This window comes from Pseudomonas sp. TE3-3-F2023, from assembly GCF_036784815.1.
In the GTDB taxonomy this organism is placed as follows: domain Bacteria; phylum Pseudomonadota; class Gammaproteobacteria; order Pseudomonadales; family Pseudomonadaceae; genus Aquipseudomonas; species Aquipseudomonas pudica.
Window position 1 is genome coordinate 3,280,720 of record NZ_CP145113.1, and the last position, 22,551, is coordinate 3,303,270.

A 22,551-nucleotide genomic window follows, 5' to 3' on the forward strand; every position below is an offset into this window, starting at 1 on the left:
CGGGGCGCCTGGGGCCGTCGGTGTTCACTTGGGCAGGATTTCGAAGCGAATGGCGGACCCCAGCCCGTCCACCATCAGGCAGCCGTAGAACTTCACGGTCGACAGCACACTAAGATCCTTGAGCGCTTCATGAATGTAATCGTGAAGCAGCTTTTCGGCGTCGCGCCTGCGGTCTGCGAGTGTGGTGCTGTTGAGCGTGATGACCCCGAGCAAGGTGGTCTCTATGTGTTCAACGGTGTCCAGCCCAATTTTCTCGCGCAGGTGCAGGCGCGCCTTTGCCGCATCGTCTTCATCTCGTGCGTTTTTTGGCTTGATGGTGTAAGCCAGCTGAAAATGATTTTTGCTCATCGCTTTATCCTTCATACGTACAGGCCTCCGTGCCGGGCCCTGCAATCTAGCGCCTGGCGGTCACCGCGCATACGAACGTGTGGTTCCACAAAGCCAGCGTGCTGTGCGAAACGTCCTACGCAGGCAAGCCCGCTTTCACGATGCATGCTTGACCTCGAGTTAACTCAAGGTTCGATACTTCGTCCCACTTCCCATTGATCGAGGGCTTACCGTGAGCCATTCAACCGCGTTTCAGCTGAGCAATCCCGAAGGTCTGTACGACCCCAGCGGCAATGCCTATTCCCATGTCGCCGAGGTTCGTGCCGACAGCCGCCTGCTGTTCATCGCCGGCCAGGGCGGGGAAGGCCGCAACGGGCAGCTGTCGTCCCAGTTCGCCGAGCAGGCGCGTCAGGCACTGGCCAACCTGGAGATTGCCCTGGCGTCGAAAGGCGCCAGCCTGGCCCATGTGTTCAAGCTGACCCTGCTGATCGTCGGGCATTCCGAAACGCGCCTGCGTGAGTGGGTAGCCGAGGCTGACAGGGCCTGGGGCCCCTGCATGAAGCCGACCTGCACGCTGATCCCGGTACCCCGGCTGGCGCTCGATGGCATGCTGGTAGAAATCGAGGCGATGGCTGCGGTATAGAGCCGGGCGATTCGGTGGTGGCGCCAGATAAACACTCTATTGTATACCGGTGCTGGCAGCATGGCCGCTATAACAACAATTGATCTCAGAGGTGACCACACCATGAGCACCGGCACCACCACGCTCGCCGACCGCAAGGCCCGAAGCTGGGCCTGGCTAGCACTGTTCAGCCTGATGGCCTTCGCTGCTAACTCGGTGTTCTGCCGGCTCGCGCTGAAGGAAGGGGCTATCGACCCGGCATCTTTCACCATGGTGCGCCTGGCCAGTGGTGCACTGTTCCTGTTGCTGTTGATCCGCCTGCGCAAACCAGCGCTTGCCATGGGGGGTAGCTGGCGCGGCGGCCTGGCACTGTTTCTCTACGCATTTCTGTTTTCTGCGGCATACCTGCAACTGGGCGCAGGCGCGGGTGCGTTGCTGCTGTTCGGCGCGGTGCAGATCACCATGTTCGGCTTCGCCTGGTACAAAGGCGAACCCATCACCGCGCGGATGCTGCTGGGCATGCTGATCGCCTTCGCCGGCCTGCTGGTGCTGCTGTTGCCCGGTACCGCGGCACCACCCCTCGCCAGTGCCTTTGTGATGGCCCTGTCCGGCGTGGCCTGGGGCGTTTACACGCTGCTGGGCAAAGGCTCACCCAGGCCGCTGGCCGACACCGCTGGCAATTTCGCCCGGAGCCTGGCATGCCTGGTGCTGCTGGTGCCGATGCTGTTGCTGGGCGCCGGCTTGCACCTGAGCCCGCTCGGCTTGCTGTATGCGCTGGGTTCCGGAGTGCTGGCGTCGGGAGCAGGCTATGCCGTTTGGTACGGCGTGGTCAGGCAAGTCAGCGCGCAGCAGGCGGCGACCATGCAACTGAGCGTCCCGGTGATTGCGGCGTTGGGTGGTGTTGGCCTGATCGGCGAGCCATTGTCGTTGCGCTTGCTGGTGGCGTGCGTGGTGGTGCTGGGCGGTATCGCCCTGGCGCTGACGTCGCGGCGTTAAAAGAAACTGCGTTGCGCCTTGAGCGTGACCATGCTGTCGCAGTAGGTGTTGATGCCCGAGTACGCATCACACCCGCCACCACTGAGGTTGGAGTTGCTGTAGACCAGGTTCAGGTCGATGCCGAGCCAGGGCCGGGACAGCTCCAGTGACCAATCGGAAAAGGCATTCACCTGGCTGCCATCACCAATGGTGAATGGCGTACCCAGACGGTGATGGGCAAGCTTGACGCTCAGGTCGACGTCAAACAGCGGTAGTTGGCCGAAGTCTGCGAACAGCGTGCCGGTGCGGTTGTCGGGGTTGTTGCGCAGCGCGCCACCGAAACGGCTGCCCAGCACCGAAACACCGCCGTACAGGGCATAGCTGTCGGGGCCTGCGATGTTTGGCTGACTATAATGGATCAATCCCACCTCGTAGCCCAGGCTGCTGTCGAACTGGTGCTTGTAGCCCAGGTAACTATCCAGCCGCAGGGTGGAGTCGGGCGTCACGCCCATGCTCGGGGCGTACTGGCCGAGGTACCAGCCACTGGGGTGGCTGAAGTCGAGGCCGCCGTGGAACGCACCGATGGCGCTGGGCGAAATCAGCCCCTGGGCCATGCTGCGTGAGGGTGTGGTGCCGAGCGTGAAGTCGAAGTCGCCCAGTTCGCGTTTGATCTGTTGGGCCAGCAGCCCGGGGCTGAACAGCAGTGCAGCACCCAGCAACAGAAGGGGCCTGGTCATGGTCTCCGTCCTGGAAGGCTTGCGGTTGAGCGGTAGAGCATACCTGTGCAGGTAACGGGAGGGAACCTCTGGGTGGCCCACTCAGCCTTTGGTCGAACGGTCGGCATCTGCAGCTTCGGTCACCACGGGCAGGTTGCCGGCACGCTGGATTACCCGCCGTTGCTGCTCGTAGTCGTCCAGCGACAGGCCACGGCGTTGCAAGGCTTCCAGTTGCAGTTGACGGGTTTCTTCGACGGTGTAGGGGCGCAGTTCGGGGTGGCTGGCACAGCCGCTGACGATCGCGATGGCAAGAACGGCAAGGGTGGTGGACAGCAGGCGGGCCAAGGTGTTCATCAGGTAGCTCCAGGGGCCAGAGGGCGGGCGGCGAGTCGATGGAGCTAGGTTATTCGGCCATGTCGTTCGGTAGAAATTGCCAGTCTCGATAGTGACTATCGATGGTTCCAGAGAACCGGAGGGTGCGATGGGGCAAGACGAGCAACCGCGTAAACGGGGCGTGCTGCAACCGATCGACCGGATCACCGAAGTCATCTTCGGCCTGTTGATGGCGATGACCTTCATCGGCTCGCTGAGCGTGGCCACGGCAGGGCGCGAAGACGCCCGGTTGATGCTGATTGCGGCGCTCGGCTGCAACCTGGCTTGGGGCCTGGCCGACGCGGTCATCTATCTGCTGCGCACCTGGACCGAACGCACCCGCAGCCGGACCTTGCTGGCCCGCCTGCAAGCCAGCGATATTACCCAGGGGCGCAGGCTGATTGCCGATGCGCTGCCAGAGCGCATCGGCCTGGCACTGGATGAAGACGGGCTGGAGATGCTGCGCGGACGGATGCTGCGTGATGCTGGGCGCCCGCTGCCGGCACGCCTGGGTCTGGATGATTTCATGGCGGCCCTGGCCACGTTCCTGCTGGTGGTACTGGCAACCTTCCCGTTGGTCATTCCGTTCCTGCTGATCGACACCACCGGTACGGCCATCCGTGTATCGAACCTGGTCGCCCTGGCCATGCTGTTCCTGGCGGGCTGGCTGCTGGCACGCTATTCCGGTGGTCGCACCCTGTTGACCGGCGTGGTCCTGGCGGTTGTCGGGGTGTCACTGATCCTGGCGATCATCGCCCTGGGCGGCTGAGCATCAACCGCTCAGTATTTGATGTCGCGGGCGCGTTCACGGCCTTGTTGCTTGGTGTGGCGTTTGTCCTGTCGGCAGCCTCAATTACAGATCTCAACCCAGCCCTGAGATAGCTTCAAAAGCAGCAACCACCCTTACCTTTAGAGCGCGAAAAGTTTGCACCCACGCATCTGGCCAAAAGCATCGCCATTGCTACCCTTAATCCACGCGGTCTGACCTCATGGAGAGAAGCGATGCGCATCCCATTGTCAGCGGTCCTGTCGGTAATCCTGTATCTGAGCGCCCCGCCCGGCCTGGTGCTGGCAGAAGATGTACCGGCTCCGGACCCGGCACCACAAGCCGACACGGTCGCGACCAAGGACCCGGTGTTCACCCAGGAGCAACTGGACCAGATGCTCGCGCCCATCGCACTGTACCCCGATGCGCTGCTGGCCCAGGTACTGATGGCTTCGACTTATCCGGGGCAGGTGAGCGAAGCGGTGACCTGGTCCAAGGCCAACCCCAAGGCCACCGGTGACGATGCGGTCAAAAAGGTGGCGAACCAGCCTTGGGACCCAAGCGTACAAGCGCTGGTGGCCTTCCCGCAGGTGCTGGCGACTCTGGGGCAGGACCCGGTCTGGGTGCAGCGCCTGGGCGACGCCTTCCTCGCGCAGCCCGACGATGTCATGGGCGGCGTGCAGCGCCTGCGCCACCAGGCCCAGGCCGCCGGTAACCTGCAGAGCAACCAGTACCAGAGCGTGACCGTGCAGACAGCACCGGCACCGGCCTCCAGCGGTAAAAGCGCGCAGGCCGTTACGACCAGCAGCCCGCCCACCACCATCATCATCGAGCCGTCCGACCCGCAAGTGGTGTACGTACCCACCTACAACCCGACCACCACCTACGGCACCTGGGCCTACCCGGCATCGCCGCCGGCGTACTACCCGCCACCGCCCATGTACTACCCCGGCTCCGCGCTGGTGGCGGGCCTGGCCTTCGGTACCGGTGTGGCAATCGTCGCCTCGCTGTGGGGTGACTGTGACTGGGGCAACAACGACATCGACATCGACGTAAATCGCTACAACAACATCAACGCCAACAATCGCATCACCAACAACCAGAACAAATGGCAGCACAACGCCGCCAACCGCGACGGCGTGCCGTACCGCGACTCTCGCAGCCGCCAGCAGTACGGTCGCCAGCTTGACGGTGCCACCCAGCGTACTGCCTTCCGCGGCGATGACGCCCAGCGCGCCCAGGCGCGGGACAAGGCCAGGGCGTCGATGGACCGGGCCGGCATCGAACGGCCGGCCACCAGCAACCGCCAGGCACGCCAGCAGATGCGCGAGGCGCAGGCGGGCAATTCGGTCGGCAACCGCATGCAGCCTCGTAGCGACAACCCGCGGGCAACTGACCGCCGACAGGAAACCCGCAACACCCAGGCTCGGCAGCAGAACAACCAGGTGAGCCCGCGCAGGCAGGGCGAAGGCCAGGGGCGGCAGCTGGCGCAAAACCGGCCTTCCAATACCGCCGGTCGGGCGCGTAACAATGCCTTCGACGGCGTGCGTTCACCCTCGCGCACCAGCGCGCAGGCCAGGCGTGGCCGCACCAGCCAGTCGTTCGCCCAGCGCCCGAGCGCATCGCGTGCCGCAGGGCACCAGATTTCCCGGCCCAGTGCGCCCGCACGCCGCGGGGGAGGTGGCCGTCGATGAACCGTCAATCGATAGCGGCACTGGTAATCGCAGCGGGTCTGGCCTGGTCGAGCCTGGCCGCTGCGCAGGACGCCTTCCCGACACCAGAAAAGGCTGTGGAATCCTTCGTTGCGGCGCTGGGTGAGGAGAAACCTGATGAAGACCGCCTGGCCCGGTTACTGGGCGATGACTGGCGTACCTACATACCGCGCGGCGGTGTGCAACGCAGTGACGTGGACACGTTCCTTGAGCAGTATCGCGAGCAGCACAGCATCGATATGTCGGGGGCGAACAAGGCCATCCTCGCGGTGGGCAGTGATCACTGGACGTTGCCCATACCATTGACCAAAGGTGGCGAGGGTTGGCGTTTCGACCTCAAGGCCGGCGGCGCCGAAATCCGCGCCAGGCGCATCGGCCGCAACGAGCTGGGCGCCATGCAGTCGTTGCTGGCCTACCACGACGCGCAGATGGACTACGCCACCCAGGACCACAACGGCAACGGTGCGCTGGAATACGCGCAGAAGATATTCAGCGAGCCCGGCAAGCATGATGGGCTGTACTGGGATGACGATGGCGATGGCCAGGTCAGCCCGCTGGGCCCGCTGTTCGGCCAGGACGTGGTCGGCGATGCCTGGTATGGCTACCACTTCCGCATCCTCGATGCACAAGGCCCATCCGCCCCTGGCGGTGCCTACAGCTACCTGATCGGCAACCAGATGAGCCGTGGCTTCGCCATGGTTGCCTGGCCGGCCAGGTACGATGACAGCGGGGTGATGAGCTTCATGATCAGCCATGACGGCGAGGTGTTCGAGAAAGACCTCGGGCCGCACGGTGACAAGCTGGCCAAGGAGATGAAACGCTTCGACCCGGATGACAGCTGGAAGGTGGTGGATGTGCCGGCGGGAGATTGAGTGAGGCGCACCCGCCGTGGCCGGTTCAAGGTGCGGTTCGCGATTCAAGGTCCATATCAGCTGGCCAGCTCACCTTGGGTGCCAGGCGCAGGGCGAACTCGCACCAGAGCACATCGTTGTGATCCTTGGGTTCCCCAGGTGGTGGCAGGGCTGAGGGGCCTTCCTGCATGTAGGTGCAGATGTAGGCCCAGGCATGCTGGTCGGCACCCATCGTACTCAGGTGAAAACGGTCGATGACGTTGTTCGTGCCCGGCGCGACGATGGACAGCATGACACCCCATTTGAAAATGACCCCACCGTTTGGCAGGGCGCCGGTTTGTGACCAGCGCTCGGCGCGGACTTGGGACCAGTCGTAACTGACCGGCACGACCTTGCCTTTGTCGAAGGGGTTCCACCATTGGCGTTTGAAGTTGTAGGCGTAGATTTTCTGGCGCGCACGGTTGAACCTGATGGGTAAGTCGCGAGGGGGGCATATATCAACTTGGTATCCAAAAAACGTACACCAGACGCCAAGGAGCAGTACAAGAATTCCAATGATGACTAGCTCTATGCTGCCAATACTCCAGCTTTTGAAGATCATGTGAGGAACCTGCAGCGTAAATATGGCCGCAGGCACGGAGAGTGCCGAGAGGATACCTCTAGGTGAAATAGGGGACCGAGGCACTTCAAGGTAAATCGTATCTTGATGGTTTGGTATCTGCCTGCCCAAATTCCTGTCAACGGCTGGAGGAGTGGCTGGGCCAGGCAGATCCTCCTTCCAGCCAGCGCAAGGAGGGACTAGTAATGGGGAGGCCAATTGAGGTGCTCCAAAGATCTGATGTTGTTCTCTGCCATGCTTATCTGTGCTCGAGCTGACTCATTATCAGGATCAGGCCAATAAATCAGGCTTAACTCCAGAGAGGTAATGTTGTGATGATCTGTCAAGGGGAACGCCCCTTGGATGTTCAGCGTCCTGCTTTCTGTGTCGACGCTTTTGTGTAGGCTTTCTAGTATGTCGTCTGCAAAAACGCCGGCAACACTCAGTGCCGAGCTTGACGGCAGTACTAATCTAGTGCTGTCTCCTGATAGGGTGATGGTTTCTTTGCTTCCCCCGGTACGATGCAAATCCAGCTTCCATTGATAATGTGAAGTACCCACCGTGAAATTTGGCATGCTCATATACGCGTTCAGTACAAAGCCTGCTGCCACCGTGCTGCCGTCACTGATTACTGAATCTATTTCCCCCTGTTTGAAACCAATTTTTATCGAGGCCTCGGCTCTCATGCCAAGCGCTGCGGCATTCAAAGCGCCAATAGCCAAATCAATACTTTTTGCCTCACCCCAATACCGATGTTCGGGTGGTAATCCCCATCTGCTACGTCGAGCCCATAGTTCTGTCGCGGATGATTCTTGTTGCTTCGCCCTGGTCGCCAATGCGTATGCTGCCAAGCCCAAGATTATCGCGATTCCCAGCGGCCCTAGTAATGTGCCTGGGACAAGGGCGGCATAGCCCGCCGGGAAGATCGTGGCAAAGGCAATGGCGCTTGCATAGCCATAGGTTTGGGCGGACGCAACGTCCCCCTGGTCACCTGACCTTCGCGCAGCGAAGGCATATTGTGCTGCGTCAGATGCCCCCGCGAGTGCTGCTATGACGCCACCGAATTTAGCGATGCGCTCACCTAAATTCACGGTGCTAATAGCGTTTGGCCACAGCTTTTCCGGGCGAAGTAACTGTGCGGTAAGCCCCACACTCTCTACGCTTGCTCCCAGCACACCAAGGGAAGAAGACCATATTGCGGCAAGCGCTTCCGGGTCTACGTTGGCAGTTTCAAGTAGCGCCTGATAATTTTTGCGCAGGCTATCTTGATGGAACCATATTCCGCCTAGCCCAAGCATCAGGCTGGCGCTTGTCGGGTTTGTTACAGCACTCCGCAAACTATTAGTCGTATCGCTTGCCAAGCTACGAGCCGCCTCTGCACTTAGCCGAAAGGCGTTTGCACCTACAGTAATAGTACGCGCCAGCGTAGTGGCCCCTGATACGGCACTTGCCCGCAACTGAACTAGCCGCGCCTGTAAACTTTCAGCACTTTCCAACGTCCAGAGCATCACCTCGATCATCTGGCTACGGTTACCCGCTGCCGCAATATTGATCGCGCCACTCAGCACCATGGCCCGCACCTTGCGGCCCAGTGGGTCACGGAACTGCTTGTCTACCTGCTGCAGAAACGCATCGGTCCGCGCCTCCAGGGCTTCGTTGAGCAGGCTCATGTATTCGCCCACTGTCAGCGACACCCGCAGCGGCGTTACCTGCTGCCCCGCAAACAGGGCAAACGCCGAGCGATGCACATGGCCGATCAGGGTCTTGGTCCGTTCACTCAGGTGCTGGCTGAGCGCATTCCCGGCGCTGTTGGTCGCGGCCAGCAACTGGCCAACGGCATCCTGTATCGGCTTGATCATCAACAGCTGCCCGTCGGCGGTGCCGGCGATGCCCTTGATGATGTCGTACACCTTGCCGAAGTCATCCCCGGCCAGCGCGCTGGCCACCTGCTGCATCAGCTTCTGATTCTTGGCCAGCAGTGCCTGGTAAAGCAGGCTGCGGTCGTCTTCCAGCAGCTGCTGCCAGATATGCTGGGTAATCCCGAGCGGCTGACCCTCCTGCGGCAAGGTTTCAGTGGGCCCGCCGGCCAGGCAGGCGGCCATCATCTGGATGAAGTACTCCACCGAAACAGGGGAGGTCGCGTCATAGTCGTAGTAGCCGATCTGCTGAAACGCCCGCTTGGCATAGTGCCGCGCATACAGATCGCCAACCTGGTCGATCATCGACTGCCAGTTTTTCAATTCGCGGTCGTAATCGGCCTGGAACGCCGCGCGGGCGCTTTCGTCGTAACGCTCTTCCAGCCGCTCGCGGGCGTCCTGCTGTTTGCGCGCGATGTTGCGTTCGGTCTGCGCGTCGATGTCCACCGGAGGCAGATACGCCTTGGCCGCGATCGGGCTGTCGTTCCACTGCTCGACCTGCCGGGCTTGCCGCTGCGCGTCCTCGGCACCCTGCGCGGCAGCCATGGCAGCGTGCAGTTCGCGGATGCCCAGTAGTGCTTGCGAGGTGAAGTACTCGAAGTGCCGCTGCGGTTGCGCCCGCCATTCCTGCAGGGCCTGCACCCAGCCAGTGCGTTGCGCGTTGAGCTCCATGACCATGCCGACCGGGTCGGGCAGCGTCAGCGCCAGCAGGCCATTGGGCAGTTGTTCCTGCTGAATGACATTGCGCACATGCGTGCGGGTTTCATGCCAGCGGCCCAGGCGGCTGTAAAAGCCATGGACGCTGGTGAACCTGGCAGAGGAGAAGGTAGAGAACTCCAGCACCTGTTCCAGGCCGAAGCGGAAGCTGTCGGTCATGGCGATGCCGAGGCTGGCAGGGTCGTTGCGTGCGGTGTTCAGGTCCACCTCGACGAAGCGGGCGAGGGTGCCCGGGTCACTGTCGACGATGCCTTGCCGATAGCGGTCGAGTACGGCACGGGGCCAGGGGTCGTTGGCGAAGGCGACCCAGGCCTTGCGGTAGAGCAGGGTATCGATGTTGATGAACGAGGCGATCACATCGTGGCCTTCGGTGGCGCATACCTTGGGTAACGACCTGGGTGGCCCCAAGGGCATCTGCGACACCGGAAAGCGCTGCAAGGTACCTTCCGCCGCTACCTCGTAGGCCTGCCAGATTTCCTGGTCGAGCAGTACGTAGACATAACCCTGGCGCAGGAGGCGCAACTGGTCGGTGTGCATCGGGTGGAAGATGATTTCGCTATCGTCTGCCAGGCGATAGGGGCGCCCTGTATCCGGGCGCGGGGCGTAGGCCTCGCGCAGCAGCAGAATTGGCAGGCCGGAGCGTCCGCAGGCGTTACAGGTGCCGTAGGTGTTGGGGATTTCTTCCTGCATGGCGATGTGGATGGTTTTGCTGATGCTCATCAGGAGTTCCTTTTCCAGTGATTTGACGCAACGGCCAAAACACTAGCGAGGAACGCCTTCGCGGGGGAGCAATGGGCTTCCTAAAACGTTGTAGGATTTTTCGCTTTAGTGCCCCTATAGCAGCGGCCTTGCGTCGCGACGGGCTGCGCAGCAGCCCCAGGATCTTGCAGGCGATAAAGGCCTATTGCCCCAACATCTGCCGCACCAGCCACTGCCCCGCCGGCCCGAGCGCGCGCCGGCTCGACCATGCCACATCCATGTCAACCCGTCGCGGGTACCCGGCCACCTGCAGCTCCACCAGCCCACTGCCAAAGCGTGCCACCAGTGCCCTGGGCAGTTCGGCCCAGCCGAACCCGCGCACGGCGAACTCCAGCAGGGTGAGGTAGTCCGGTGCCGACCAGGCCTGGCCACGCCCCTGGTGCAAGCTTTGAGCATAGGTCTTTATATACAGCTGCCGGACGTTCTCCAGATGCTGCATCTGCACCTGGGGCAAAGCCGCCAACGGATGCCCGCTGGCCACGTACACACCAAACTCTGCCTGCTCGGGCAGGCGTGCCACGGCAACGTCAGCGGGGTAGCTGGGCTGGGTGGCGAGAATACCGACATGTGCCAGGCCCTGCTGGATCAGCTCGATCACGTCGGCATCTTCCGACGGGCCGCAGCGCAGCTCGGTATGCGGGTAGTGCTGGGCGAAGCGGGCCATCACCGCGCCCTGGAACGTCACGCTGTAGCTGTCCGACATCACCACCGAGACCAGTGCCTCGACGTTTTCAGCCAGCCGCACCGCCAGGGCATCGAGCTGGGCGCTGGCATCGAGAATCGCCTCGACATGGCTCAGCACCTGTCGCCCAGCCTCGTTCAGCGTGGGGTGACGGCCGCCACGCTCGAACAACGGGCAACCCACATCGGCCTCGAAATTGGCGATGGCGATGCTGATGGTCGACTGGCTTTTGCGCAATTTGCGCGCCGCAGCGGAAAACGAACCCAGCGATGCAGCTTCGACAAAGGCGACCAGAGCTTCGGGTGAGTAGCGCATGGTATTGATAAAATCGATGGTAGCTATATCGCTAGTATCAGTTCTATCAAAGAAAATAGGAAGCACGACTCACGCAAAGGATGGATTTTGCAATGAAAAACGTGTCTTTCACCGAGCGCCTGGTTCACGCCGTCGGTTATGAAGTATTCGCCGTGCTGCTGTGTGCGCCGCTGCTGTCCTGGATCATGGGCAAGTCGCTGGCGACAGCGGGAGCGCTGGCGGTGACCCTGTCGGTGATCGCCATGCTGTGGAACATGGTCTACAACGCGCTGGTCGATCGCTACGTCCGCGGCGAGCGCATCCACTGGAAGGCCAGCGCACGCTTTGTGCACGGCCTGGGCTTCGAAGCCGGGCTGGTGGTGTGGTGTCTGCCGGTGGCGGCGTGGATGCTGGAGATTTCGTTGCTGCAGGCGTTCATGGTGGAGTTGGGCTTCTTCGTGATCATCCTGCCCTACACCGTGCTGTACAACTGGGCCTTCGACAAAGCCCGGCACCTGCTGATACAGCGTCGCCTTGCATGAGAACTACCTGCCTGCGCGGCCCCTCGATTTGTGCATTGTGCGGATATCCTGGGGCCGCTTCGCAGCCCTTTCGCGACACAAGGCCGCTCCTACAGGGACGGCGCAGGCTTCAGGCTTGCGCTGTACCTGTGGGAGCGGCTTCAGCCGCGAACACCGGCGCAGCCGGTGCCATCATAGTTGACCGCGTCAGCCAATAAAAAACGGGGCATGCCATCGCTGGCATGCCCCGTTTTTCAAGCCGCTAAAGCGTCTCAGGCAACCTTGACGATCCAGCCAGCCGGTGCTTCCACGTCACCGCTCTGAATACCGGTCAGCTCGTTGTAGAGCTTCTGGGTAACCGGGCCGACCTTTTCCAGGTCGTGGAACACGTGCAGTTTGCCGTTGTACTCGATGCCGCCGATCGGGGTGATCACCGCCGCGGTACCGCAGGCGCCGGCTTCGACGAAACGGTCCAGCTTGTTGATTTCCACATCGCCTTCGATCACGGTCAGGCCCAGGCGCGATTGCGCCAGTTCCATCAGCGACAGGCGGGTGATGCCTGGCAGCACCGAAGCCGATTTCGGGGTGACGAACTCGTTGTTGGCGGTGATGCCGAAGAAGTTGGCCGAACCGACTTCCTCGATCTTGGTGTGGGTCAGCGGGTCGAGGTAGATGGCGTCGGCGAAGTTGGCTTTCTTCGCTTCTGCACCCGGCTGCAGGCTGGCGGCGTAGTTGCCACCGACCTTGGCCGCGCCAGTGCCTTGCGGGGCAGCGCGGTCGAAGCTGGAGATCTGGAAGTTGTGCGGCTTCATGCCGCCCTTGAAGTACGAGCCAACCGGGATGGCGAAGATCGAGAAGATGAACTCGGGGGCGGTGCGCACGCCAATGTTGTCACCGGTGCCAATCACGAACGGGCGCAGGTAGAGGGCGCCTTTACCATGCGGAGGCACAAACTTCTCGTTGGCCTTGACCACTTGCTTGCACGCCTCGATGAACACATCGGTCGGCACCTGCGGCATCAGCAGGCGGGCGCAGCTGCGCTGCATGCGGGCGGCGTTCTGGTCCGGGCGGAACAGGTTGATCGAACCGTCCTTGCAACGGTAGGCCTTGAGGCCTTCGAAGCACTGCTGGCCGTAGTGCAGGGCGGTGGAGCCTTCACTAATGTGCAGTACGTTGTCTTCGGTCAGGGTGCCCTTGTCCCACTCGCCATTGCGCCATACGGACAGGTAGCGTTTGTCGGTCTTGATATAGTCGAAACCGAGCTTGTCCCAATTAATGCTTTCGTTGCTCATGACACCCTCATTGTCTTGCAAGTGCCCGATTGCTCGGGCTGCTGTTATATGCGCACCACGCCACCATAATACATCCGTGGCAGATCGGGAACGGCCAGTCACGAATTGATAGCCTGCAATGCATTTATTGCGGCGTTTACAGGTGCAGGTACTCGTCCAGCGCCAGCTGGTCGAGCAGTACCTGGTCGTGGGACGCCACCACCAGCGCCCCGCGAAACTGCCCGAGCATGTGTTCCAGTGCGGCCAGCGATGGCAGGTCCAGGTGGTTGCCGGGTTCGTCCAGCAATAACAGGTCGAGCGGCCGTTCGCGGTATAGCACGGCGGCCAGTGCCGCCTTCATCCGCTCACCCCCGCTGAGCAGGCTGCTGGGTAGTTCGATGCGGGCCGCATCCAGGCCCAGTTGCGCCAGGCGGCTGCGCAAGTCGCCCTGGGCCAGCGTCGGGTTTGCCTGGCGCAGGTGCTCGAGCACACTGGTATTGCCTGGCAGTGCGCTGCAGTGCTGGTCGAGCAGGGCGGTTTCCCCACTGAGGCGCAGGCTCTCGGTTGGTGCTGGCAACTCACCGTTCATCAGCCTGAGCAGGGTGGACTTGCCACTGCCATTGGCGCCTACCAGGCCCACCCGCTGGCCCAGGCACACGCGCAGGTTCAGTGGTTTGCGCGTCCCGCGTGGCAGGCGCAGCGCCTGCAGGGCCAGCACTTCGCGGCCTGGATGACGCTGCGGCGTGGGTGCATGCAGGGTAATGGCGCTGTCCTGCTCGACTTCGCGGGCGGCGTCACGCACTTTGCCCTGCAGCGCCTGCCGGGCGTCGCGATGGTCGCGGCGCTGTTTGCCCGCAGTGGCCTGACTGCGCTCCTGCTGGCGGTCGACCAGGATCTTGGCCTGGTTGGCGTGCCTGGCATTGCGCCCGGCGCGGGCTTGATGACGTTCCAGGTCTTCGCGCTGACGCTGCAGTTCGCGCGCCTGGCGTTGCTCCTCCTGTTTCAGCCGGGCAAGTTGCTGTTGGGCCTGCGCTGTCTGGCTGGCTTTCTGGGCCGAATAGAAGGTGTAGTTGCCGCCATATGCCCGCAAGCCCAGGCTGGATAATTCGACGATGCGCGTCATGTGCGCGAGCAGGCTGCGATCATGGCTGATCACCAGCAAACCCCGGTCCCAGGCTTCGATCATGCCCAATAGTTGGGCGCGGGCGTCGCTGTCCAGGTGATTGCTCGGTTCGTCGAGTATCAGGTAGTCCGCTTCGCTGAGCCAGGCGCCGACCAGCGCCACGCGCATGGCCTGACCACCGCTCAGGCTGTGGGCGGGCTGGTGCCAGTCGAGTTGGCCCAGGCCGTGGCGTTGCAGGTGCCCCTGCAATTGCTCGCGAATATCCCAACGTTCGCCGACGGCGTCGAAGTCACTGGGTGCGACACTGCCTTGCTCGATGCGCTCCAGCGCAGCGAGCACCGCGCCCACCTGGGCCAGGTCGGCGACCGTGGCGCTGTGCTCGATCACCTGCTGGTCCAGAAGATGGACGCGCCCAAGGCGCCGACACTGGCCGCTGCTTGGTTCGCGCTGGCCGGCAAGTATCTGCCCGAGCAGGCTCTTGCCCACACCGTTGCGCCCGACCAGGCCGGTGCGGCGTTGGTCGAAGGTTTCGCTGAGGTCGGTAAATAACAGCCTGCCGTCAGGCAAGGCCAGGGAGACGCTGTCCAGCGTCAGGATCGACGTGTTCGTCATGCACAACTCCACAAATGCCGCGACATCTCCGGAGCGAACCGGAGGCTGAAGACTGGCCGTCGAAGTGACGGCGGCATCAATGGCGCATTGGACGAATACCTCGTGACAGGGGAATGCGTAGCCTAACGGATAGAGGCATTGTTGTCGCGGGAAAACACATTCCGCGAGTGCGCCACGGACCCTGTGGGTGAGGGTTCACCCGCGAGACAGGCGACGCGGTGGATGGCACGGGCTTCGCCCGTGTTCGCGGCTAAACCCGCTCCCACATGGCCGGCGTCGCCCTTAAGGCGTGCACCGGACCTGCAGGGCCGCGCATGCCCCTGGTTCAGCGCCCCACCAAACGCCTGGTCCAATCGCCCCCGTGGCTCTGCTGGCTCGCCTCTTCACTGTCAAACCGTACATGCCAGGCTGGATGATCCAGCTGAATGCCGGCCTGCTCCAGCGCAAGGCCCGTCAGCGCGAGCATGCGCATTTTGGCGTCGCCCGCCAAGGCGGCGGCCTTTTCGGCCTCTCGCTCGAATACCCAGGTAATACGCAGGCTGGCCGGAAACTCCTCGAGAGCCAGACGATGGGTAAGCCAGCTGAAACCGACGATCTCCGCCTTGGCGGTTTCGCAGGCTTCGGTCAGGCAAGCCACCAGCTCACGCTCCAGGCGTGCCATATCGCGCTTGTTCAGGGGTTTCACCGGGGGCCTCGCTGCTCAAAGCCACCACTCTAACGCAGTTGCGGCACTTGTTGTCGGCCAGCCCGACAGCAATGGTTGACCACCCGCCAGCCACTGCGTAGCCTTGCCACTTCGAGGTTCTTCGGCCAGGCCGAAGCTAAGACGGGAACGCGGTACAAGCCGCGGCTGCCCCCGCAACTGTAAGCACCGACAACGGATCGACACAGCCACTGCGCCCGCGCGCGGGAAGGCGTCATCCCGCCAGCCTGCTGCACCAGCGGGCACATGGAACGGTGCGAGCCAGGAGACCTGCCTCGTCACGTTTTCGACTTTCAACCGGGCGGGGTGATCCGGTGGCGAACAAGCCCGGCCGGCCTGGCCTGCGGCTGTCGTCCTGCATGCCCGCGCCAATCTGCCAAGGGCAATGCGACATGAAAACACTGGCCAAGCTCCCCGTCACCATCGTCACCGGCTTCCTCGGCTCGGGCAAGACCACCTTGCTGCGCCACATGCTCGACAACGCCCAGGGCCGCCGCATTGCGGTGATCGTCAACGAGTTCGGCGAACTGGGCATCGACGGCGAAATCCTCAAGCAGTGCAGCATCGGTTGCACCGAAGAAGAAGCCACCGGTCGCGTCTACGAGCTGGCCAACGGCTGCCTGTGCTGCACCGTGCAGGAAGAGTTCTTCCCGGTGATGCGCGAGCTGGTGGCACGCCGTGGCGACCTGGACCATATCCTCATCGAAACCAGCGGCCTGGCCCTGCCCAAACCGCTGGTGCAAGCCTTCCAGTGGCCGGAAATCCGCAATGCCTGCACCGTCGACGCGGTGATCACGGTAGTCGACAGCCCGGCCGTGGCCGCCGGCACCTTCGCCGCCTACCCGGACCAAGTCGATGCCCAGCGCAAGCTCGACCCCAACCTGGACCACGAGTCGCCGCTGCACGAACTGTTCGCCGACCAGCTGGCCAGCGCCGACCTGGTGGTGCTGAACAAGGCCGACCTGATCGACGCCGAAGGCCTGGCCAAGGTCCGCGCCGAGGTGGCCGAAGAACTGCCGCTGGCGGTCAAGGTGATCGAAGCCAGCAGCGGCAAGCTGCCGCTGGAAGTGCTGCTGGGCGTGGGTGCCGAGTCCGAGGCGCACATCGATGGCCGCCGTACCCATCACGACTCGCACCATGACGGCGATGACCATGACGATCATGACCACGATGCCTTCGACTCCATCTCCATCGACCTGCCAGAAGCCGACGAAAGCCTGCTGCTCGACGCCCTGACCCAGTTGGTGGTGGAATTCGGCATCCTGCGCGCCAAAGGCTTCGCTGCCATCCCGGGCAAGCCGATGCGCTTGCTGGTACAGGGCGTGGGCACCCGTTTCGACAAGCACTTCGACCGCGCCTGGCGCGCCGACGAACCGCGCATCACCCGCCTGGTGCTGATCGGCCAGGACCTCGACGCCGCCCAGCTGGAAGCGCGCCTGCGCCAGGCACTGGGCGCCTGACCCATGCACCTGCTGCGGACCCAGCCCGGCGGCTTCGTGCCGGATGACAGCATTGCCGACCTCGGCCAGACGCCCGCCGAGCTGGTGATTCTCTGCAGCGGCGATTCCCATCTGGCATTGCTCGCCGATACCGCCGAGCAATTGCCCCAGGATTACCCCAGCCTGCGCCTGGCCAACCCGATGCAGGTACAGAACCATGCCTCGGTCGACCTTTACGTCGACCAGGTACTTCGCCATGCCAAGGTCATCCTGGTGTCGCTGCACGGTGGCGTCGGCTACTGGCGCTATGGCGTCGAGCAGCTGGTCGAGCTGGCCGGCCGAGGCGTGCAACTGATCCTGGTGCCGGGCGACGACCGCCCGGACCCGGAACTGACCAGCCTGGGCAGTGTCAGCGGCGAGCAGGCCGAACGCCTCTGGCACTACTTGCGCCAGGGCGGCAAGGCCAACGCCATCAACCTGTTCAACTGCCTGGCCAGCCAGTGGCTGGGCCGCGACTATGCCTGGGACGAACCACAGCCTTTGCCGCGCACTGCCGTGTATCACCCGGCCAAGGGCAGCGCCACGCTGGAGGACTGGTACCCGCAGTGGCTCCCCGAACAGCCAGTGGCGCCGCTGCTGTTCTACCGCTCGCACCTGCAGGCGGCCAACACCGCGTTCATCGATGTGTTCTGCCAGCGCCTGCAGGCCGCCGGGCTCAACCCGTTGCCGATCGCCGTGGCCAGCCTAAAGGAAAGCGCCTGCCTGGAGCAGGTCGAAGCCTGGCTGGACGAGGTGGGGGCCGAAGTGCTGGTCAACACCACCGGCTTTGCCCTGTCCAGCCCCGAACGCCCCAACCTGCGCCCGTTCCGTCGCGACATCCCGGTGCTGCAGGCCATCTGCGCGCAAGACAACCAGCCCGGCTGGGAAGCCAGCGAACAGGGCCTGGGGGCGCGTGACCTGGCCATGCACATTGCCTTGCCCGAACTGGACGGGCGCATCATCACCCGCCCGGTCAGTTTCAAGGACATGGCCTGGCGCAGCGAGCGCAGCCAGTCCGACGTGGTCTGCTACCGCGCCCACCCCGAGCGCATGGACTTTGTCGCCGAACTGGCCCGCCGCTGGGTCGAGCTGGCGCGCCTGCCGAATGCGCAAAAGCGCGTGGCCCTGGTGCTGGCCAACTACCCGACCCGGGATGGCCGCATTGGCAACGGCGTTGGCCTGGACACGCCAGCGGCGGCGCTGAACATTCTCAAGGCCCTGCAGGCCGAAGGCTATCCGCTGGCCGACTTGCCGGGCAGTGGCACGCAACTGATCCACCAGTTGCTCGGCGGCGTGACCAACGACCTCGACCATCTGGACCTGCGCCCCTGTGCGCAGAGCCTGAGCCTGGCCGACTACCAGGCCGCCTTCGAGCGCCTGCCAGAGGCCAACCGCCAGGCTGTGCTGGAGCGTTGGGGGCCGCCGCAGCAAGACCCGATGTACCGCAGTGGCCGGCTGATGGTGGCCGGCCTGCGCTTTGGCTTGACCTTCGTCGGCATTCAGCCGGCGCGGGGTTACCAGGTGGACCCCAGCGCGGTGTACCACGATCCGGACCTGGTGCCGCCGCACGGCTACCTGGCGTTTCACTTCTGGCTGCGCCATGCCTTTGCCGCCGACGCGGTGATCCATGTCGGCAAGCACGGCAACCTCGAATGGCTGCCCGGCAAGGGCGTCGGGTTGTCGGCACAGTGCTGGCCGGACGCCTTGCTCGGCCCGCTGCCGAACATCTACCCGTTCATCGTCAACGACCCGGGCGAGGGTGCCCAGGCCAAGCGCCGCACCCAGGCGGTGATCATCGACCACCTGATGCCGCCGCTGACCCGTGCCGAAACCTATGGCCCGTTGCGCCACCTGGAGCAATTGGCCGACGAGTTCTACGAGGCCCAGCTGCTCGACCCGCGGCGCGCCCGCGAGTTGCAGCGCGACATTCTCGAACTGGTCAAGGCCAACCACATCGACCGCGAACTGCAACTGGAAGGCCAACTGGACGATGCCGCGGTGTGGCTGCCGCGCCTGGACACCTACCTGTGCGACCTGAAGGAATCGCAGATTCGCGATGGCCTGCATGTGTTCGGCCAGTCCCCGGAAGGCCGGCTGCGCCTGGATACCTTGCTGGCGCTGTTGCGGGTCGAGCGTGGCGACGGTCGCGGCGGCAATGCCAGCCTGCTGCGGGTTCTGGCCAAGGCGCTGGTGCCGGGTTTCGACCCGCTCGATTGCGAACTCGGCCAGCCGTGGCAGGGCGCACGCCCCGAGCAGTTGCAGGCCATGAGCAGCGAGCCCTGGCGCACCTGTGGCGATACCCGCGAACGCCTCGAACTGCTGGCGCTGCAGGTAATCGACCAGGCGCTGGGCGGCACCGCACAGTTGCCTGCCCAGAGCGAATGGCAGCCGGTGCACGATGTGGTGCAGGCGCTGCGCGAAGCGGTGGCACCCAGCCTGGACGCCTGCGGCAGCGCCGAAATGAATGGCCTGCTATCGGCGCTGGCCGGGCGTTTCGTGCCCGCCGGGCCCAGTGGCGCGCCCAGCCGTGGGCGCCTGGACGTGCTGCCTACCGGTCGCAACTTCTATACCGTGGATGTGCGCAACCTGCCTACCACCACCGCCTGGCGCCTGGGCTTCGCCTCGGCCAACCTGGTCCTCGAACGCCACCTGCAGGACCACGGCGATCACCTGCGCCAACTCGGCCTTTCGGTGTGGGGCACGGCAACCATGCGTACCGGCGGCGATGACATCGCACAGGCCATGGCGCTGATGGGTGTGCGACCGGTATGGGCCACCGGCAGCCAGCGGGTCGACGATTTCGAGATCCTGCCGCTCAGCCTGCTCGACCGCCCGCGGGTTGACGTGACCTTGCGCGTTTCCGGCTTTTTCCGTGATGCCTTCGGCAACCTCATCCGCCTGTTCGATGCTGCAGTGCGGGCGGTGGCCGCGCTGGATGAACCGGAAGATCTCAACCCCCTGGCCGCCCGCGTGCGTAGCGAGCGCGCCGCGCTGCAGGCGCAGGGCGTGGACGCCGAGCAGGCCGCGCGCCAGGCTGGCTGGCGGGTGTTCGGTGCCAAGCCCGGGGCCTACGGCGCCGGGGTGCAGAACGCCATCGATGGGCGCCTGTGGCACAGCCGCGACGACCTGGCCGAGGTCTACCTCAACCACGGCGGCTATGCCTACGGCGCCAGTGACGACGGTACCCCGGCCCGCGCCCAGTTCGCCCAGCGCCTGGCCAAGGTGCAGGCGGTGCTGCAGAACCAGGACAATCACGAACACGACCTGCTCGATTCCAACGACTACTACCAGTTCCAGGGTGGCATGCTGGCGGCGTCGGAAACCTTGTCCGGTGCGGCAGTGGCCAGTTACCACGGCGACCACAGCCAGGCCGACCGGCCGCGCATCCGTACCCTCAAGGAAGAGCTGAACCGGGTCATCCGCGCCCGGGCGCTGAACCCGAAGTGGATCGACGGGGTCAAGCGCCATGGCTACAAAGGCGCCTTCGAGATGGCGGCGACGGTCGAAAACCTGTTCGCCTTCGACGCTACCACGCAGCTGATCGACGACCATCATTACCAGGCGCTGGCCGATGCCTACGTGCTCGACCCGGCGACCCGCGACTTCATGCGCGAGCACAACCCCGAGGCCCTGCGCGACCTTACCGAACGTTTGCTGGAGGCCCAGCAGCGCGGCCTGTGGCAGGCGCCTGGCGACTACCGCGAAGCCCTAGAGGAACAACTGCTCGACGGCGAGGAACAGGCTTGAAATGAGTGAACCCGTGCAATTTCCACTGGCAGCCGTGGTCGGTGCCGACGACCTTAAACTGGCGCTGTGCCTGACCGCCATCGACCCTAGGATCGGCGGCGTGCTGATCGAGGGGCCGCGTGGCATGGCCAAGAGTACCCTGGCCCGTGGCCTGGCCGACCTGCTCGGTGAGGGCCCGTTCGTCACCCTGCCACTGGGCGCCAGCGAAGAGCGGTTGGTCGGCACCCTCGACCTGGATGCCGCGCTGGGGCAGGGCAAGGCGCAGTTTTCCCCCGGGGTGCTGGCCCAGGCCGATGGCGGCGTGCTGTATGTCGATGAGGTCAACCTGCTGCCCGATACCCTGGTCGACCTGCTGCTCGACGTGGCGGCCAGTGGCACCAACCGCATCGAGCGCGACGGCATCTCGCACCGGCACAGTGCCCGCTTCGTGCTGATCGGCACCATGAACCCGGAGGAGGGCGAACTGCGCCCGCAGTTGCTCGACCGCTTTGGCCTCAACGTGGCTCTGGAAGGCTTGCCCGAGCCTGAGGCGCGCCAGCAGATCATTCGCCGGCGCCTGGCCTTCGACAGCGACCCGCAGGCCTTCTGTGCGCAATGGGCCGAGGCCCAGGCGCAATTGCGCGAGCGCTGCCAGGCGGCGCGCCACGCCCTGGCGGACATTGCCCTGGACGACCAGGCGCTGGCCTGGATCACCGAACGCTGCTACGCCGCCGGGGTCGACGGCCTGCGCGCCGACCTGGTCTGGCTGCGCGCTGCACGCGCCCATTGCGCCTGGCGTGGCGGCGAGGCCATAGAGGAGGCCGATGTCGATGCAGTGGCCGAGTTCGCCTTGCGCCATCGCCGCCGTGTTACGCCCCAGGCCAACCCGCCTTCAGCTCCGCAGCAGCCTGAGCAACAGCCCAGCCGACAAGGCACGGGCAACCCTGGCGAACAGGGTGGGCAGGGCGACTGGGGGGCAATGCCGGCACAGCCGGTGGCCAGTGGCGCCCGCCGCGAGGTGCCGAACTGGGCAAAAAAGCCCTGAGCATCCCCCAGCCACCTGCCAAAGGGGTGGATGCCAAAGCAGGCGCAGGTAAGCAGTACGGTGCCAGCCGAGGCCGGGCGCGCAATGCCGCGGCCGGTCGGGTGGCCTGGCTGCCGACCCTGCTCAAGGGCCGGCCACGCCAGCGCCAGGACCTGTGCTGGCAGCAACGCCAGGCCAGGCCCGCAGAGCTGTGGCTGATAATTGTCGATGCGTCGGCCTCGACCCGCCGCTACCAGGCGCTTACACAAACCAAAGGGCTGCTGGCGGCGCTGTTCGACCACGCCTACCGCCAGCGGGCCCGGCTGGCCCTGCTTACCGCCAGCGGGCGCACGCCACAGTGGCAGCGCCACGGCCTGAAGGCCTCGGCCGCCTTGCAACCGTGGCTGCAAGCCTTGGGGGCCGGTGGCGGCACGCCGTTGATCGCTGCACTGGAAGAGGCCCGGCAATGGTTGCAGGCGCGGCGACGAGCCCACCCCGAAGAAGCGCTACGCTGCCTGGTGTTTACCGACGGTCGTCTGCAGCACTGGAATACCGTGCAGCCGATGCCGTGCGCCACTCTGCTGGTGGATATGGAACTGGCACCAGTGCGCCTGGGGCGTGCGCAGCGTCTGGCGCAACAACTTCAGGCTGATTACCAGCATCTGCAACAGTTCAGTTTGGTGGATTGAAAAGTATCGATGCGACACTATGTCGCAATAAGAAAAGTTGCCAGAACAGCAACCCGGAAGTCGTACAAGTGCGTGGCGATGCACGCACTTGGTTTGC

At 64.0% G+C, this 22,551-nt stretch carries 19 protein-coding genes and 1 riboswitch; of the genes, 10 read left to right on the top strand and 9 right to left on the bottom strand.

Translation table 11 applies throughout. The features are described from left to right. Positions 1 to 24: 24 nt before the first annotated feature. The gene (locus V3314_RS14815) at positions 25 to 348 is read right to left on the bottom strand and encodes a hypothetical protein (RefSeq protein WP_085602161.1); all 324 of its coding nucleotides are present in this window, start codon (positions 346 to 348) and stop codon (positions 25 to 27) included. 211 nt (positions 349 to 559) lie between these two features. Here V3314_RS14815 and V3314_RS14820 point away from each other — a divergent pair, with 211 nt between their 5' ends. Both V3314_RS14820 and V3314_RS14825 read left to right on the top strand, forming a co-directional pair. Continuing rightward, positions 560 to 970: a RidA family protein gene (locus tag V3314_RS14820; protein ID WP_046615367.1), complete on the top strand. Its 411-nt coding sequence runs from the start codon at positions 560 to 562 to the stop codon at positions 968 to 970. Between the two features lie 102 nt (positions 971 to 1,072). Then, complete coding sequence (locus V3314_RS14825) at positions 1,073 to 1,945, top strand: DMT family transporter (RefSeq protein WP_046615366.1); 873 nt, start codon at positions 1,073 to 1,075, stop codon at positions 1,943 to 1,945. Here the strand turns inward: V3314_RS14825 and V3314_RS14830 are convergent. Beyond that, complete coding sequence (locus tag V3314_RS14830; RefSeq protein WP_108479887.1) at positions 1,942 to 2,661, bottom strand: TorF family putative porin; 720 nt, start codon at positions 2,659 to 2,661, stop codon at positions 1,942 to 1,944. The two genes, V3314_RS14825 and V3314_RS14830, sit on opposite strands and share 4 nt — an antisense overlap. 81 nt (positions 2,662 to 2,742) lie before the next feature. After that, the gene (locus tag V3314_RS14835) at positions 2,743 to 2,994 is read right to left on the bottom strand and encodes a hypothetical protein (protein ID WP_046615364.1); all 252 of its coding nucleotides are present in this window, start codon (positions 2,992 to 2,994) and stop codon (positions 2,743 to 2,745) included. Between the two features lie 127 nt (positions 2,995 to 3,121). Between V3314_RS14835 and V3314_RS14840 the strand changes: the two genes are divergently transcribed. The 3 genes from V3314_RS14840 to V3314_RS14850 all read left to right on the top strand — a co-directional run bounded on the left by V3314_RS14840 (position 3,122) and on the right by V3314_RS14850 (position 6,362). Then, positions 3,122 to 3,781 (top strand): hypothetical protein, encoded by a 660-nt coding sequence (locus V3314_RS14840; protein WP_153670844.1) that lies wholly within the window; start codon positions 3,122 to 3,124, stop codon positions 3,779 to 3,781. Between the two features lie 233 nt (positions 3,782 to 4,014). Continuing rightward, entirely contained in the window at positions 4,015 to 5,472 is a 1,458-nt protein-coding gene (locus V3314_RS14845; protein WP_135002321.1) for a DUF3300 domain-containing protein, read from the top strand. Then, the gene (locus V3314_RS14850) at positions 5,469 to 6,362 is read left to right on the top strand and encodes a DUF2950 domain-containing protein (protein WP_135002320.1); all 894 of its coding nucleotides are present in this window, start codon (positions 5,469 to 5,471) and stop codon (positions 6,360 to 6,362) included. The genes V3314_RS14845 and V3314_RS14850 overlap by 4 nt, the downstream gene beginning before the upstream one ends. 25 nt (positions 6,363 to 6,387) lie before the next feature. Here the strand turns inward: V3314_RS14850 and V3314_RS14855 are convergent, their stop codons facing one another. The 3 genes from V3314_RS14855 to V3314_RS14865 all read right to left on the bottom strand — a co-directional run bounded on the left by V3314_RS14855 (position 6,388) and on the right by V3314_RS14865 (position 11,328). Beyond that, entirely contained in the window at positions 6,388 to 6,942 is a 555-nt protein-coding gene (locus V3314_RS14855; protein WP_338459183.1) for a DUF6708 domain-containing protein, read from the bottom strand. Positions 6,943 to 7,139: 197 nt separating this feature from the next. Continuing rightward, positions 7,140 to 10,292: a T6SS effector BTH_I2691 family protein gene (locus tag V3314_RS14860; RefSeq protein WP_338459184.1), complete on the bottom strand. Its 3,153-nt coding sequence runs from the start codon at positions 10,290 to 10,292 to the stop codon at positions 7,140 to 7,142. A 181-nt stretch (positions 10,293 to 10,473) separates the two neighbouring features. Next, positions 10,474 to 11,328, bottom strand: a complete 855-nt coding sequence (locus V3314_RS14865; RefSeq protein ID WP_046614380.1) for a LysR family transcriptional regulator — start codon at positions 11,326 to 11,328, stop codon at positions 10,474 to 10,476. A 92-nt stretch (positions 11,329 to 11,420) separates the two neighbouring features. Between V3314_RS14865 and V3314_RS14870 the strand changes: the two genes are divergently transcribed. Next, positions 11,421 to 11,849, top strand: a complete 429-nt coding sequence (locus tag V3314_RS14870; RefSeq protein ID WP_046614379.1) for a multidrug/biocide efflux PACE transporter — start codon at positions 11,421 to 11,423, stop codon at positions 11,847 to 11,849. A 251-nt stretch (positions 11,850 to 12,100) separates the two neighbouring features. Here V3314_RS14870 and V3314_RS14875 read toward each other — a convergent pair whose 3' ends face one another. From V3314_RS14875 to V3314_RS14885, 3 genes are all read right to left on the bottom strand, one after another. Beyond that, entirely contained in the window at positions 12,101 to 13,120 is a 1,020-nt protein-coding gene (locus V3314_RS14875; protein ID WP_046614378.1) for a branched-chain amino acid aminotransferase, read from the bottom strand. A 136-nt stretch (positions 13,121 to 13,256) separates the two neighbouring features. Next, positions 13,257 to 14,834, bottom strand: coding sequence for an ATP-binding cassette domain-containing protein (locus tag V3314_RS14880; protein WP_046614377.1), 1,578 nt, complete (start codon positions 14,832 to 14,834; stop codon positions 13,257 to 13,259). 325 nt (positions 14,835 to 15,159) lie between these two features. Then, positions 15,160 to 15,519 (bottom strand): hypothetical protein, encoded by a 360-nt coding sequence (locus V3314_RS14885; protein WP_046614376.1) that lies wholly within the window; start codon positions 15,517 to 15,519, stop codon positions 15,160 to 15,162. Between the two features lie 97 nt (positions 15,520 to 15,616). Next, a riboswitch (cobalamin riboswitch) is annotated at positions 15,617 to 15,830 on the top strand. Between the two features lie 99 nt (positions 15,831 to 15,929). Here V3314_RS14885 and cobW point away from each other — a divergent pair. From cobW to V3314_RS14905, 4 genes are all read left to right on the top strand, one after another. After that, positions 15,930 to 16,997: a cobalamin biosynthesis protein CobW gene (gene cobW / locus V3314_RS14890; RefSeq protein ID WP_046614375.1), complete on the top strand. Its 1,068-nt coding sequence runs from the start codon at positions 15,930 to 15,932 to the stop codon at positions 16,995 to 16,997. A 3-nt stretch (positions 16,998 to 17,000) separates the two neighbouring features. Further along, positions 17,001 to 20,762 carry a cobaltochelatase subunit CobN gene (gene cobN / locus V3314_RS14895; protein ID WP_338459188.1) on the top strand — a complete coding sequence of 1,254 codons (3,762 nt, stop codon included), beginning with the start codon at positions 17,001 to 17,003 and terminating at the stop codon, positions 20,760 to 20,762. 1 nt (position 20,763) lies between these two features. Next, positions 20,764 to 21,786, top strand: a complete 1,023-nt coding sequence (locus tag V3314_RS14900) for an AAA family ATPase (protein WP_338459189.1) — start codon at positions 20,764 to 20,766, stop codon at positions 21,784 to 21,786. 101 nt (positions 21,787 to 21,887) lie between these two features. Further along, entirely contained in the window at positions 21,888 to 22,454 is a 567-nt protein-coding gene (locus V3314_RS14905) for a VWA domain-containing protein (RefSeq protein ID WP_046614393.1), read from the top strand. Positions 22,455 to 22,551 lie beyond the last annotated feature (97 nt).

Bases quoted from the DNA above. Each gene is read 5' to 3' on its own strand.
- V3314_RS14815 (WP_085602161.1), bottom strand. From the start codon at position 348: ATGAGCAAAAATCATTTTCAGCTGGCTTACACCATCAAGCCAAAAAAC.
- V3314_RS14825 (WP_046615366.1), top strand. From the start codon at position 1,073: ATGAGCACCGGCACCACCACGCTCGCCGACCGCAAGGCCCGAAGCTGG.
- V3314_RS14830 (WP_108479887.1), bottom strand. From the start codon at position 2,661: ATGACCAGGCCCCTTCTGTTGCTGGGTGCTGCACTGCTGTTCAGCCCC.
- V3314_RS14835 (WP_046615364.1), bottom strand. From the start codon at position 2,994: ATGAACACCTTGGCCCGCCTGCTGTCCACCACCCTTGCCGTTCTTGCC.
- V3314_RS14840 (WP_153670844.1), top strand. From the start codon at position 3,122: ATGGGGCAAGACGAGCAACCGCGTAAACGGGGCGTGCTGCAACCGATC.
- V3314_RS14845 (WP_135002321.1), top strand. From the start codon at position 4,015: ATGCGCATCCCATTGTCAGCGGTCCTGTCGGTAATCCTGTATCTGAGC.
- V3314_RS14850 (WP_135002320.1), top strand. From the start codon at position 5,469: ATGAACCGTCAATCGATAGCGGCACTGGTAATCGCAGCGGGTCTGGCC.
- V3314_RS14855 (WP_338459183.1), bottom strand. From the start codon at position 6,942: ATGATCTTCAAAAGCTGGAGTATTGGCAGCATAGAGCTAGTCATCATT.
- V3314_RS14860 (WP_338459184.1), bottom strand. From the start codon at position 10,292: ATGAGCATCAGCAAAACCATCCACATCGCCATGCAGGAAGAAATCCCC.
- V3314_RS14865 (WP_046614380.1), bottom strand. From the start codon at position 11,328: ATGCGCTACTCACCCGAAGCTCTGGTCGCCTTTGTCGAAGCTGCATCG.
- V3314_RS14870 (WP_046614379.1), top strand. From the start codon at position 11,421: ATGAAAAACGTGTCTTTCACCGAGCGCCTGGTTCACGCCGTCGGTTAT.
- V3314_RS14875 (WP_046614378.1), bottom strand. From the start codon at position 13,120: ATGAGCAACGAAAGCATTAATTGGGACAAGCTCGGTTTCGACTATATC.
- V3314_RS14880 (WP_046614377.1), bottom strand. From the start codon at position 14,834: ATGACGAACACGTCGATCCTGACGCTGGACAGCGTCTCCCTGGCCTTG.
- cobW (WP_046614375.1), top strand. From the start codon at position 15,930: ATGAAAACACTGGCCAAGCTCCCCGTCACCATCGTCACCGGCTTCCTC.
- cobN (WP_338459188.1), top strand. From the start codon at position 17,001: ATGCACCTGCTGCGGACCCAGCCCGGCGGCTTCGTGCCGGATGACAGC.
- V3314_RS14900 (WP_338459189.1), top strand. From the start codon at position 20,764: ATGAGTGAACCCGTGCAATTTCCACTGGCAGCCGTGGTCGGTGCCGAC.